The 13,749-nt window shown below is 33.2% G+C and carries 11 protein-coding genes; 5 read left to right on the top strand and 6 right to left on the bottom strand.

Annotated features, from left to right (window positions below):
* Window positions 1-10: 10 nt before the first annotated feature.
* Window positions 11-1,240, bottom strand: a complete 1,230-nt coding sequence (locus H0Z29_09380) for a tetratricopeptide repeat protein (GenBank protein ID MBO8131709.1) — start codon at window positions 1,238-1,240, stop codon at window positions 11-13.
* A 6-nt stretch (window positions 1,241-1,246) separates the two neighbouring features.
* A complete protein-coding gene (locus tag H0Z29_09385; GenBank protein MBO8131710.1) occupies window positions 1,247-1,849 on the bottom strand; it encodes a hypothetical protein in 603 nt (200 codons plus the stop codon).
* A 202-nt stretch (window positions 1,850-2,051) separates the two neighbouring features.
* Between H0Z29_09385 and H0Z29_09390 the strand changes: the two genes are divergently transcribed.
* The 4 genes from H0Z29_09390 to H0Z29_09405 all read left to right on the top strand — a co-directional run bounded on the left by H0Z29_09390 (window position 2,052) and on the right by H0Z29_09405 (window position 7,728).
* Window positions 2,052-2,642, top strand: coding sequence for a TetR/AcrR family transcriptional regulator (locus H0Z29_09390; GenBank protein ID MBO8131711.1), 591 nt, complete (start codon window positions 2,052-2,054; stop codon window positions 2,640-2,642).
* A gap of 62 nt (window positions 2,643-2,704) precedes the next feature.
* Entirely contained in the window at window positions 2,705-5,608 is a 2,904-nt protein-coding gene (locus H0Z29_09395) for an MMPL family transporter (protein MBO8131712.1), read from the top strand.
* Entirely contained in the window at window positions 5,605-6,342 is a 738-nt protein-coding gene (locus H0Z29_09400; protein ID MBO8131713.1) for an outer membrane lipoprotein-sorting protein, read from the top strand. Before H0Z29_09395 ends, H0Z29_09400 begins: the two co-directional genes overlap by 4 nt.
* Before the next feature lie 18 nt (window positions 6,343-6,360).
* Entirely contained in the window at window positions 6,361-7,728 is a 1,368-nt protein-coding gene (locus H0Z29_09405) for a hypothetical protein (protein MBO8131714.1), read from the top strand.
* A 6-nt stretch (window positions 7,729-7,734) separates the two neighbouring features.
* On the opposite strand, the gene H0Z29_09410 is transcribed toward H0Z29_09405, so the two are convergent.
* The 4 genes from H0Z29_09410 to H0Z29_09425 all read right to left on the bottom strand — a co-directional run bounded on the left by H0Z29_09410 (window position 7,735) and on the right by H0Z29_09425 (window position 13,436).
* Window positions 7,735-8,388: a hypothetical protein gene (locus H0Z29_09410; GenBank protein ID MBO8131715.1), complete on the bottom strand. Its 654-nt coding sequence runs from the start codon at window positions 8,386-8,388 to the stop codon at window positions 7,735-7,737.
* A 97-nt stretch (window positions 8,389-8,485) separates the two neighbouring features.
* On the bottom strand, window positions 8,486-10,681 hold the full coding sequence (locus tag H0Z29_09415; GenBank protein MBO8131716.1) for a Na-K-Cl cotransporter: 2,196 nt from the start codon (window positions 10,679-10,681) through the stop codon (window positions 8,486-8,488).
* Window positions 10,682-10,942: 261 nt separating this feature from the next.
* The gene (locus tag H0Z29_09420) at window positions 10,943-12,064 is read right to left on the bottom strand and encodes an NADP-dependent isocitrate dehydrogenase (protein ID MBO8131717.1); all 1,122 of its coding nucleotides are present in this window, start codon (window positions 12,062-12,064) and stop codon (window positions 10,943-10,945) included.
* 172 nt (window positions 12,065-12,236) lie between these two features.
* On the bottom strand, window positions 12,237-13,436 hold the full coding sequence (locus H0Z29_09425; protein MBO8131718.1) for a T9SS type A sorting domain-containing protein: 1,200 nt from the start codon (window positions 13,434-13,436) through the stop codon (window positions 12,237-12,239).
* A gap of 189 nt (window positions 13,437-13,625) precedes the next feature.
* Between H0Z29_09425 and H0Z29_09430 the strand changes: the two genes are divergently transcribed.
* Window positions 13,626-13,749, top strand: a 124-nt coding sequence (locus H0Z29_09430; GenBank protein ID MBO8131719.1) for a TetR family transcriptional regulator, incomplete at its 3' end; no start/stop codon positions are given.

The following is a 13,749-nucleotide window of genomic DNA, read 5'->3' on the forward strand; positions in this document are numbered from 1 at the left end:
AAAGGGGTAATTATAGGAGTTTATTTAATTCTTCAATTCTCTTGTCGGCAAATATTTCCTTGTAATTTTTTATTGCAAGCTCTTTATACTTCTCTTTATTTTCCTCATCACCCATTTTTTTGTATAATTTTGCAAACTCGACGTAAGTTTCTGCAAGATCATAATATTTTTCGTATTCCATATTTATATTTTCAGCAGTATTCAGGAAGGAGAGGGACATCTCATAGTCCCCTTCCTCCCTTTTTATTATCCCCATTATCCTGTAGACATCCGCAATATGAGGTCTATTATTGATCTGGCTATAAATAGCGAAGGAAGTCATAACCAATGCAGTAGCCTCGCTAAGTTTACCGAGATTTACAAGCATTTCAGCTTTTAAGGATAAAGCAAGAGCTTTTAGTAATTTGTTTTTAATTTTACCTGCTATCGATATTGATTCGCCAAGTAACTCTGCTACAATTTTATAATCCTGATTTTTCAGATGAACTAAAGCGAGATTGTAGTATAGCAATCCTTTTGTAAGATGGACATCAGATAAACTACTAATTAGTTTTTTAGATTCATTATAATAATTTAATGCTTCATCCCAATATCCACGTATAACATTTACATTGCCTAAATTTGTCATTATACCAGCATATGATCTTATATACCTTTCATCATCTTTATTAAGATCCTTCAGTAACATTAACGCTTCCTGAGCTAACCTTTCACCTTCATATATTTTACCCATTTCTATATTAACAATTGCCTGAGCATTCACTTGTCTTACTATGCCTAATCTATCATCAATTTTTCTGCATATTTTAAGAGCATTTTTAAAATAGCTTAGCGATTTTTCTAAATCATTTACCCAAAAATATGCTTGACCACATTTATTAAATATATCAGCAATTTCCTTTTCTTCAAAGTGGGATTTATATTTTTCCAACAGTAGCTCATATAGTAATATAGAGTTTTTATACTCAGAATGCATCAGAGATATATCGCCTATTTCCAAAAGTATCTTAGCGAGCTTTGGAACTTCAACTTTGTTCAGAATATTATAGTATATCAAATCAAAGTCAATAGAACGTCTTACAGAAGTTATCAGTTCACTTTTATCAAATAGGTCACTATTCCACACATTATTTAAAAATTTCTCCCTCTCTTCACGAAGTGAATATATAATATTAAGGAATTCTTCCCCTAACTCTCGTTCAATTACTTCTTCTACTGCCGATATGTATTCTTCTTTCATCTTACTTTAAAATATCCATCCAAACTTACTAAAGTGATCCGTATAGAAAATAACCGTCTGGTCTTCTTCATTAACACTTGCGATCGGTACATTATACCAGACACCATCTTCTTCATTGAAGTAGTAAACCTTGAGATCATGAGGGTCTCCACTGAAATCAAGCTCAGCATATGAAAGAGTTACCTTAACTTCCTTGTCAAATTGCTGATTTGGTAAAAATTCAACTACAGCACCTGCATCTTCCCTGTTTGGAAGAACCAGAAGTATTTCCATCCTTTTCTCTTCAGGGAATGCAAATGGAGGAAATTCAACCATATTGCCAAATGTTTTTTCTCCACCAACTACTCCACCTTCCTCTCTTGTCACAATCTTAAAGTCAATACCAGGTAATGTTGATTTACTCAAATTCTCAAATGCCTTAATCTGCTGCAGTCTGGCATTAAACTCTGGTTTCCATTTAACAAATTGAATTTCATTACTTTTTAAACCTTTTTCAAGTGCTAAATTTGATTTTGATTCAACTAATCCTGCATTTTTCTCACAAGCAACGAAAAAAGCAACAATGATTGAAAAAACGATCAATGTGCTAATTAAGGCTAACCTCCTCATCTTTCATCCTCCCTTTTTTATTATTTACATTTTTAATTAAAAATTTCTCATTTCTATTAAATTTTATTCAATATTGTATGATAATACAAAATTTTTTATAATATTATTAAAGTTTATACAGAATTTCATGAGCAAAAACTGTTGACAATAGAGTATAAAAACTATAAATTAATTTGAATATTTGAATAATTTGTTCAAATGTATGAATAGAAATATTTTAGATGCAGGTAAAAAGGATCAGATCTTAAAGGTAGCACAAGACCTCTTCGCTAAATTTGGCCTATCCAAAACTACAATTGAAGATATAGCTAAAAGTATGAGAATGGCTAAGGCAAGTATATACTACTACTTCAAAAATAAAGAAGCTATTTATGAGGAGGTAATAAAAAAAGAGGGAGAGGAAGTTAAAAGAGAAATAACCAAAGCTGTTGATAAAGCTACTACAGCAAAAGAAAAGCTTAGAACTTATATATTATCAAGAATAAACGTTTTTAAAAAAATGGCGAACTATTATACGGTATTCAAAGAGGAGTATCTAAATAATTATCGTTTTGTAGTAGAAGCTCGAGATAGATACACCGATTTTGAATTAAACCTCATTAAAAACATCTTAAAATTTGGTATTGAAAACGGGGAATTTGAAATAGAGAATCCCGACCTGACAGCCGAGGCGATACTAGTTGCTATGAAAGGATTTGAATATCACTGGACTTTTGATATCCCTGACGATCAAATTGAACACAATCTGGACATTCTATTAAATGTTCTTTATAAGGGAATTGAAAAAAGGTAAAAAATTTTTTATACCACTTTCGAACAGAAAACGGAATTGTTTGAAAGTTATAGGAGAATAGCATGAGAAAAGTTGCTCAGTGGGTGGTCAAATTTAGAGTACCTCTACTTATCGCAATCATTATTATAACATTATTCTTTGCTTACCAGATAAAAAATATCAAAATCAATAGCGACTGGTCTACCTATCTTAAGAAAGATGACCCAATTATAGAACTTTTTCACTACGTAGGTGAAAGATTCAATGGTAATGTCACAGCGGCAATTGCAATTGAGACCGAAAATGTATTTTCATACGAGGTTCTAAAGGACATTGCTGACATGACAGAAAAGCTAAAATCCATTCAGGGAATAAATTCAGTTACAAGTCTTGCTGATATAATAGATATAAGAAGTGTAGAAGGAATCCTCGAAGTAAGGAAGCTTATTGATACAGAAAGTATACCTGAAAATAAAGAAAAGCTCGATTCACTAAAACAGTATGTACTTTCCAGAGATATGTATAATGGACGAATTGTTTCAAGTGATTCAAAAGTTACAATAATTATATGTGTAATTAATCCCGGCACTGATGAAGAAAAATTATCCGGCGAGATAAAAAAGATTTGTGATGACTATAAAAACAAATACAAAATCTACTATGCCGGTATCCCGATGCAAATGCTGGAATTGTCCGAAATCGTAAAAAAGGATTTAATCAGGCTGGTTCCATTTGCCATAATTGTACTAATATTAATGCTTTATTTAAACTTCGGCGATTTTAAAAGTGTATCTTTACCTCTAATATCTGTTGTTATAAGCACAGTATGGTGTATCGGATTTATGGTTCTGGTTGGTGTGGAATTTTCCATTATTTCTAATGTTTTACCGGTTGTACTGATTACCGTCGGTTCTGCCTACGGAGTCCATCTTGTTGCACATTTCAGAGAACTAAAAAAGGAAATAAGGGATAGAGAAAAATTGGTTATAGAAACCGTAACCCATGTTGGAATACCTATATTCCTTGCAGCATTAACAACATTGATCGGATTTCTTTCATTTATCGGCTCTTATGTAACAATTGTAACGGAATTTGGAATTTTCTCGGCGATTGGTGTGTTCATTGCACTTGTAATTTCGATCGTGTTCATCCCGATTCTATTGTACTACATGAGCAGGAAAAAATTCATAGAAAAAAGCCTATTCGATAAACCTCTGGAAAAATTTCTGTTACAGATAAAAGCACTTGTTCTAAGGCATAATAAATGGATCGTAGCATTTGCTCTGGCAATAATAATCATTTCTATTATTGGATTACCATTACTGCGAAGAGATAGCAACATAATGAAGTATTTTAAAGAAAACACAGATATAAGAATTGCTGAAAGAGTCATGAAAAAATATTTTGGTGGATCATATACTATACAGGTTCTGGTCAGAGGCGACATGAAACATCCTGCTGTTTTGAAAAAAATGATAGAAGTTGAAAAATATCTCAATTCCATTGAGAATGTAAGCAAAGCTCAGTCAGTTGCCGATTATATATGTGAAATGAATCGTGTAATGAATGGACATTACACTATACCAGAGACAAAACAGGGTGTTTCAAACCTCTATTTCTTCATTGAAAACGAACCGATCATAAGCCAGATGGTAACCAGCGATTTTAAAGAAGGTCTTATTCAGGCACGGATATATACACTAGATACAAAAAAAATAATTCAACTTGTAGATTCTGTTGATAAATATATAAATAGCGAAATAAATAGCAGGTTAACCTATGTTGAAAAAGCACACATTTTAAAGAATTCTCCTATTGACAGCTTCATTACCAAGAAAATAGTTGAAAATATAATATTTGACATAAAAAAGTACTATCCACATAAAAGCATAGATTTTGATGGAGTTTATAAGAACATTATAACTGCAGGTAGTAAAGAAAATTTCCCTTTCAGTAGCTATCTGAAAAAAAGGCTAATAAGTAGACTAAATGACTTTTTCAGTTATGAATCGGCAATTATAATTGATTCCGACAATCTAATAAGAGCACTTACTGATGAATTAACAGAGATTATATCAAATGGCTCTCCACCATTGCAGATAGTTGTTGAAAATAAATTCAAGGAGCATAAACTATACGAACAATTCTCCAAGGAGGAAATAGATGCTACAGTAGAAGCAATACTTGACATCTGGGACGAGTTTTATAAAAATGCAAAAGCGGATTATATCGCAAATGTACTTATATCAAATTATGATCTCGGCAGAAACAATACCGAACTATTTCAGGACATAAGAGATGATCTGTGGATATTAAATGAAGACCATTTTATAATACCTTACTCCCTTTCCCAAAAATTTAATATAAAAGGTGAAGAAATAAATATAGACATGTCGCAAACAGGTACTCCATCGATATTCAAAAGGCTTGACGAGAGTATAGTAAAGAGTCAGATAATTAGCCTGGCTATTGCAATCGCTTTGGTGTACCTGCTCTTGGTGATTCAATTGAAATCATTCATAGGTGGACTATATGCGTTAACACCTATTGTGATAACAATTTTGTTTAATTTTGCCCTGATGGCATTTTTCAATGTACCACTTGATATGGTAACAGTAATAATTGCAAGCATCGCTATTGGAATAGGGATAGACTACTCCATTCATTTCATAAATAGATTTAAAATGGAATTTGATGAACATGGTAGTATTGAAAAAGTACTTGAATCAACTCTACTAACAACGGGAAAAGCAATTATGATCAACGCAATCTCTATAATTGCAGGATTTTTAATACTGGCCTTTGGCGAATTAATTCCGGTTCAAAGATTCGGCTGGCTTATAGCAACAACAATGGTGATCAGTGTGCTTGGGGCAATAACAGTGTTACCATCACTCGTAATTTCAACAAGATCAAAATTTATTGGTGACTTCAGTAGCATGAAGATTTTTAATATGAACTCTTTTAAAATCGGAGGTAAAAAATGAGAGCTGGGAAAATTGTCATTGCTATTTTAATATTTATTTTATACCTATTTCCTGATCAAAAAGGGGATGAAATACTCAAAAAGGTAACTAAAACTGTATCAGCACCGAAGGACATGAAAGCTATTATAACAATTGAGCTAATTGATAAAAATGGAAACAAAAGGCACCGAAAGGCAGAAATGTATACCAAGGAAGATGAAAAGAGAATAATCCGATTTACAGAGCCTGCTGACCAAAGAGGGATAGCATTTCTTGCATTACCTGGAGATATACAATATCTATATATGCCTGCTTTCAGGAAAGTGAGAAGAATCGCATCGCATATTAAAAATACAAAATTTGCTGGCACTGATTTTACCTATGAAGATCTTGCAACATCAAAGTATGATAAAGATTTTAAGGCGAATATTTTAAAAGAGACAGACTCACTTTTTACGCTTGAATTGATCCCCAAACCTGGTGTTAATAAAAGCTACAGTAAACTTATCATGCATGTCCGTAAAGACATATACTTTCCAACAAGTATAGAATTCTATGATAAAAATGGTGAGATTGAAAAAATACTTTATAATAAAAAAATTGATAGACATGGTAACTACTGGCATGCAAAAGAAATGTTGATGGACAATCTGAAAGAAAATCATAAAACAAGGATGATATTTGACGAAGTAACTTTTGATACAAATATAAGCGATGATATTTTTACACAGAGACAACTAATACGATGGAGATAAAATTTGCGGAGGGTGGAAATGAAGAGAATTGTCATTTTTTCAATGATAATTTTTACCAACCTTTATCTCTTTGCTCAGGTTGATATCATAGGTAACTTAGAAACAAAAACAAGATTTGGATTTACCGGGGAGGATAGAATTACATGGAGTAGAAATATCTTGACTTTAAATCTAACAAGCAATATTACTGAAGGAGCTGGATTATTTTCAGACATAAGATTTGTACATGACGGCTTTCCTAAGCAAGAGAAAGTATCCAATTATCTCAAGAATTCTCTTGAATTAACTCAACCATTATCAATAGAATTCCGGGAAGCATTCATTGACTTATATGCATTCCCGCTCCATAATGTAGATATTAGAATCGGAAAACAAAGAATTGCGTGGGGCACTGCTGATAAATTTAATCCCACTGATAATATCAATCCCGATAAACTGGATGATATTTACGAATTTGGAGATCATTTTGGCTCCACCGCATTCAATATTAAATGGTACCCCGGACCATTCACTACACAACTTATTTACATTCCTACATTTACACCGGCAGTCCTACCAAGGGGAGACTGGATAAATGCCTTTATAAATTACAATGTACCTGATACTATTCTACAACAATTTCCACAATATAACCCATTGGATATATTCGATTACATTAATATAGACAATAGAGTTAAAAATACTTCAAGTTTTGCCTTTAAAATCTCTACTATGCTTTTTGGATATGATTTATCCCTGAGCTTTTATAAAGGCAGAGAAGATATCCCTGTTCTCGATTATAATAACGTATATAAATTTTTCGATACTATTTCAAAATACGATCCCAATACTCCTATTAGTTTTGAATACGGTCCACTTTTCTTATATCCTAGGAAATCAGTAATAGGCATTGACTTTGCAGGTTCGATTAGAAATATTGGAATCTGGGGAGAATTTGCCTATACAGACATGCAAGAAGTTTATCATTGGATTCCACTAATCAATCCACAAAAAGTAATAGATGCTGGAGGTAAGTTCATTAAATATGTCCTTGGTTTTGATTATACTACCGCATATAATCTTTATATAAATTTCCAATATATTCATGGTTTTTTACATGAGATGAAAAAAGATAACTTAAACGATTACTTTAGCTTCAGACTGGAGAAAAATTTTCCATACAAGAATTTTAAATTGATTTTACTTAGTGGACTTGCATCTGTATCTGACTGGGATAATATAAAAGAATCATATGGTTTCACTGTAGGACCTGGTTTAGAAATAAGACCCTCTGATGGAGTTGAACTAACCATCGGAACCTACATCATCGATGCAAAACCAGGGTCATTCTTCTATAATGTAAAAGACCTTGATGAAGTATATCTTAATTTTAAGTATAGTTTTTAAATATATCTATTTTTTGAATCTATGCCTGAAAATAGAATATATAGATATCCCATAGAATCGATAAACAGGTTTATTATTTAAGTAAATTGTTGAAATTGCAGGGATTATGTAAGAAGCGTTCCTAAGCTTAAAGGCAATTCCAAATTCAATTGTTCTAAAATATTGTGTATTGATATAGTCATAAATTTTGAAATTCAAAACTTCATTGATATCAAAAGAGTTATAGTAAATTGAGAAATAGGGGACAAATCTATACACTTCCTTGCTAATCGAACCCCCAAATCTTTTATTAAAGAGTTTTATTTCCTGAGAAAAGATATTAATGAAAATATTTTGACCGGCACCAATTGCCATATCAAAAAGGGTAAACTTCCTTGGTGTAACTTGATATCGTAAGCCGAATTCATATAGGTATGGGAAAAGAGAAGCTTTTATGAAGCCTTCAAAGTTATATCTCATTCCGCATGTTAATTTAAGGCTAACTCTAAATGAAGGTGGATTTTTACGATCAAATGTGTCTGCGGTTATATTTTCTACCCCTCCAGTAATTGCTAATTCTCCCCTATCAAGAGTTCTACCCAACTCAAAGTAATTAGTTATACAACGTTTAAATAAAAGTAATAAAATAGATAAAACAAAAATACAAATTTTTCTTTTCATTTTTTGTTACCTCTTATACATATTTAAAATATATAAAATACTGGATTTAATATGTATTATAAATTTTCATCAGTAAACGCTATTCAAAATGTGACTTTTAAACCATAACGCTTTCCTGACCAGAGTCTATAACAAATAAACAAGTAGAATTAATTGTCTCAGATACTTTATGCATAAAATCGCAGTTAATCTCCCGTGGCATACCAAAAATATTTATATCCCCCTTGTCGCATTTTTCTAACACCTCAAAAAACGCTCCCTCATAAATTAGAAGTTCTGTATTGGACGGCATTCGGGCGTAATCAAGAAGTCTGGCGAATATTTTTTCAGTCAATTTTCTTTCTTCCAAATTTTTCACCACTGAGATAATATTTATTATTCCCTCCCAATTTCGCTGAAGTTGAATTGCCAATAACAGAGATAGATTACGATTAGGACTTTTTGTCCTCATCCAGACATTGATCTTCTGCTTTTCACCAAATCCAATTTTTGGATGTAATGAAAGTATGCAAATTCCAAGGCTTTCTCTTTTACATATTGCTATCATCTGCTCCAGTCGCTCATCTTTTGATCTATCACTACTCATGGTCATAAATACCATATTGGGTGGGAAAAACATGCTTTTCAAAGTCTGTGTAATTATAGAAAATCCCTCTAAGAAGTGTTGGCTTTCGATAATACCGTATGAAGTAAAAATACCCTGGCTTTTTATAGGCTCTATTAATTCTTCCATATCTTTTTCAAGTTTTTCACTTTCCCTCAATTCATCATCGTGTATCACAATTTTTTCTTTCTTTTTAAAGTAACTAATTAGAGTTTTAATCCGGCTTTCGGGGGTCTTTTCTATAATATTTATTGAAAATAGCCTGAGTGTGCCACTGGGGAAAACAATATCTTTTATAAATTCCATCATACCTTTCCAGGTTGCAGGATCTTCTATAGGCACCATCATATTGGGTTTCCATGATTTTGCATGCTGAGGCATACGCGAAGCTGCCTTAGCAGCCCACTCAGCAAGAGCATTGAACAGACTTACTCTCACATCTCCCCATGGAGTTACGAGTCCTCTTTTTACCTGAATGATATAGAAAGCGATGATCAACACAAAAGCAATACCAGCAAAAACTGGATCAATCAAAAACATCACTATTACACTCCATATCGATCCAATAAGTGGGAAAATCAAAGGCGCACTAAATTTTGGTCTAAAAGATGGGATTTTTACAAGCTTTTCGATTGTTACAGCTACGTTTATAGTACCGTAGGTAATTAAAAAGAACATAGTCAAAAGGGGTGCTATTGTATTCAAATCCCATAGCAAAAGGCAGGCTTCAATAAAAAGAACAGTAAATATCAAAGAATTTCTTGGTTCACCCCCTTTTGTCTTTTTTGAGAAAAACTTTGGAAATGGTATTATTTTATCTCTTCCAAGTGTCATCAGTGTTCTCGGAGCACCCACAACACTTCCCATCGCTGATGAAAGTGTAGCAGAAAATATTCCTGCCAGCACCAGCTCCTTCCATTTCGCAATATCAAGCATAATCGTATAATTATTAAGTAACTCCTGTTCAGATGCATTCCTGCCAAGAAAAAAAGCCGATACCATATATATAATCATAGTAATAAAAATAGCTGATAATATTCCCAGCGGTAGAGATTTCTTAGCATCTTTCACATCACCTGACATTGCAGCGCCCGCCTCAATACCTGTTACGGCAGGGAAAAACAATGCGAAAACTTGCCAAAATGAAGCTTTTTCAAAACTACCCCAGAGGATTATATTACCATTATGCGATCCCCCTGCAAAAAATGAAATTAAAGATAGTGTAATTACTGCAAATACTATATAATAAATCTTTGCGACAAATTTCACACTGATATAACTTGATATAAAGACAAACAATAGAACCAGAGATGCAACAAGTTTTGCATTGTGATCAGGGAAAATTGATAACCAAGCCTCGGTAAAACCTGTGATATACAGTGCTCCACCCAGTGCTTGGGACATATAAAGTGGCACTCCAATCGCTCCACCTACTTCTAATCCAAGAGATTTCGAAATTATTGCATAGGATCCTCCAGAACCAATCCTCTCATTTGTAACTATTGAGGCAATGCTTAACCCTGTCGTTATTGTTACTACTTTGGCAAGAAGCACTATAATCAATGCACCGACAATACCTGCATTACCGACAACCCAGCCCATTCTTAAATAGAGGATAACGCCTATTATGGTCAAATAGGTAGGTAAAAATATTCCATTGAATGTACCCAGCTTTCTTTTCTCGTTCATTTAATAAATTTCTACCAATAGACAGGTTATTTTATATAAGTTTTTAAACTGTTCAAAGAAAAAGTTTCTTATAACCGATAAGTTTTTGGGATTTGACAGGTATATAAAAGTCTATACATTTCCTTAGGATATATGTTTTTCTATTTAATAAAGCAGAATAGTCTACTCCACTTAAACCTGTAGCAAAAATTTATCCTGCACTCTGTTATGCAAAACATGTATTAGTAAGCGATGAAGTTCTCTAACATGCGAAATATCTCATTATTCTAAATTCTTTATAACCATATCAGCAAATTCACTGGTTCCAAGCCAGCTACTAATTCCTTTCAACTCGGACAGATCTTTTGTTACTAATCCACTATTTATTGTTTTAACTAATGCGTTATAAATTTTTTTACTTGCCTGAAACAGTCCTATATGTTCCAGCATCATACATGCTGTTAGAATCATTGAAGTAGGATTGGCAATGTTTTTACCTGCTATATCCGGTGCAGTACCATGTACCGGCTCAAATAATGCCACTTCATCAGACATATTTACACCTGAAGTTAGACCAATCCCACCGACTAATGCAGCAATAGCATCCGACAAATAGTCACCATTCAGGTTCGTTGTAACAATGACATCGTAATTCTCTGGATGTAAAACAATCTGTTGAAACATATTATCGGCTATTACATCATTTACCTCAACTTTATCCTTTATCTTATCTTTATACTCACTTTCAATCAATTCATAAGCCCACTTTCTAAAGGCGCCCTCTGTATATTTCATAATGTTACCCTTGTGAACGATTGTTACCTTTTTTCTATTATTTTTTAAGGCATATTCAAGAGCTTTTCTAACTATCCTCTGACTGGCAAATCTGCTTATCGGTTTAACTCCAATTCCCGTTTCTTCTCGAAGTGTTATTCCAAAATTTTGCCTCAAAAACTCCTTAACTTTTTTAATTTCCTCTGAATCAGCTTCCCACTCAATACCAGAATACACATCCTCTGTATTTTCTCTAAAAACTACCATATCCACATTCTCTGCTTTTTTTATTGGTGAGGGTACTCCAGGGAGATACTTTACAGGACGAATGCATGCATAAAGATCAAGAACCTGCCTAAGAGTAACATTTAAACTTCTATAACCTTTTCCAACAGGAGTCATCAAAGGTCCTTTGATTGCAATTTTATATTTCTTTATTGTTTCTATAGTTTCAGCAGGTAATAATTCTCCAACTCTATTAAGCGCCTTTTGACCAGCTAATATCTCTATCCACTCGATTTTATGTTCCTTACCATATACATTAGAAAGCGCACTATCTACGACTTTCTTCATTGCGTAAAAGATTTCTTCGCCTATTCCATCTCCTGTAATATATGGAATTTGCATCATTATACCTCCGTATCTATCCTTTCAAAAAATTTAATGGAAAATTTAAAAGTAAATTTTCATATATAGAAAAAGTAAATGGGGATGATATAATATAGTTTTTCAATTATTAATAAAAGAGCCCGATACACCTGGTATCGGGCTTTTATGTTTGCAATGTGGGCTTTAAAATATTTTACTTTAGAAGCAGCATCTTTCCAGTAGCACTAAATTGGTTTGCTATAAGTTTATAAATGTATATTCCCGACGGGACAGCTCTTCCTGACTTGTCAGTACCATTCCATATAACTTCATAGTTCCCCGGAATTGCGTATTCGTTGACCAATGTTGTTACTTCATTACCAAGCAGATCGTAAATAGCTATTTTAACCACACTATTCTCTGGAATATAGTATCTTATTTTTGTAGCTGCATTAAATGGGTTTGGATAGTTATTATAGAGTCTATAACCCATGGGCTTGTCAATATTCTCTTCGAATTTTGTCTCAACCGATTCATCACCTTTCACTACTAGTGAGGTGAAATGTGGTACATTAGAATAGATTCTATTCAGATTAGAATCAACCGTTACGTATGTCAAACCCAACGTATCTAAAGTAACGCTATCATCTTCTATATATGCATAATATAGACTCAGTGTAGATGGATCGATACCCCTTTTATTAATTAGACCTCGTTTGAAAACCACCCCTACAATAATGTCTTTATTGAAATAAAATGGCTCAGCCAATGAATCATCGACAAATACTTTAAAATCAACACCATTAATTACTCCACGAAGCTGAAAAGTCAGACTGTCACCACGGATTTCTGCAAAAGGTGGAATATCTATATGAATCCGAATATCACTGTTTAAACTTTTAATAGGTATATAAATTTTGCTACCGTTCAAAATATTTAGTGGTTTGGGAAGTCCTGAAAGAACCCATATCTCGCCTTCTTGTAATTCTTTCATAACAGAATACCCATCTTTATTAGGCGCTGTTCTTGTTATTGTAACAGTATTTAAAACTGAATCAGCACTTGCAGAATCATCCACAATAACAAAAGCTGAACCTCTCAAATCCCCGTACTTAGCCTCAATAACGGCATAACCGTAGCCGGAAGCTTCTAAGGTACCTTCATCGGATAGTGTTCCGACATTCATACCTTTAATAGACCATGTAACTCCAGAATCCAGATTCGTAAAGGTGTGAGTGGAATCGCAATATTTCAATGCCTGAAAATGAAGATTCGAACCTATTACAATGACAGTATCCTGTGGAATAATCTTTAAACATCCATTTTCAACATAAACCGAGTCGTCTACCTGAGCGGTTAATGCTAATGAGAATAGCCAAACAACTACTAACCAAAGTAACAGTTTTCTAATCATAGTTTTACCCTCCTTATTTACACTGCCCTTTTTTAAATATCTCTAAATTAATTATAATGTGAAATTTCATTTTCAATTGTGATGCAAGTCAACTCAGATGTTTTAACAAAGTATCCACTTAAAAAATCTTGTAACTACATAAAAAGAAACCTATATTATAACCGACCGTTCGGTCATTATTGTTAAGAGATGGCAAAACAAGTAAATAAAGAAAAGAAAAAAGAAAAGATAATATTAGCAGCCCTTAAAGTATTCGCGGAGAAGGGTTTCTATAAAACTACAATAGCAGATATATCAAAAGAAGCTGGCATTG

The organism is Candidatus Neomarinimicrobiota bacterium, assembly GCA_017656425.1.
Taxonomy (GTDB): domain Bacteria; phylum Fidelibacterota; class UBA2242; order UBA2242; family B5-G15; genus JACDNV01.

Excerpts from the sequence above, each read along its gene's own strand:
- H0Z29_09380 (MBO8131709.1), bottom strand. The coding sequence starts at position 1,240 with ATGAAAGAAGAATACATATCGGCAGTAGAAGAAGTAATTGAACGAGAG.
- H0Z29_09385 (MBO8131710.1), bottom strand. The coding sequence starts at position 1,849 with ATGAGGAGGTTAGCCTTAATTAGCACATTGATCGTTTTTTCAATCATT.
- H0Z29_09390 (MBO8131711.1), top strand. The coding sequence starts at position 2,052 with ATGAATAGAAATATTTTAGATGCAGGTAAAAAGGATCAGATCTTAAAG.
- H0Z29_09395 (MBO8131712.1), top strand. The coding sequence starts at position 2,705 with ATGAGAAAAGTTGCTCAGTGGGTGGTCAAATTTAGAGTACCTCTACTT.
- H0Z29_09400 (MBO8131713.1), top strand. The coding sequence starts at position 5,605 with ATGAGAGCTGGGAAAATTGTCATTGCTATTTTAATATTTATTTTATAC.
- H0Z29_09405 (MBO8131714.1), top strand. The coding sequence starts at position 6,361 with ATGAAGAGAATTGTCATTTTTTCAATGATAATTTTTACCAACCTTTAT.
- H0Z29_09410 (MBO8131715.1), bottom strand. The coding sequence starts at position 8,388 with ATGAAAAGAAAAATTTGTATTTTTGTTTTATCTATTTTATTACTTTTA.
- H0Z29_09415 (MBO8131716.1), bottom strand. The coding sequence starts at position 10,681 with ATGAACGAGAAAAGAAAGCTGGGTACATTCAATGGAATATTTTTACCT.
- H0Z29_09420 (MBO8131717.1), bottom strand. The coding sequence starts at position 12,064 with ATGATGCAAATTCCATATATTACAGGAGATGGAATAGGCGAAGAAATC.
- H0Z29_09425 (MBO8131718.1), bottom strand. The coding sequence starts at position 13,436 with ATGATTAGAAAACTGTTACTTTGGTTAGTAGTTGTTTGGCTATTCTCA.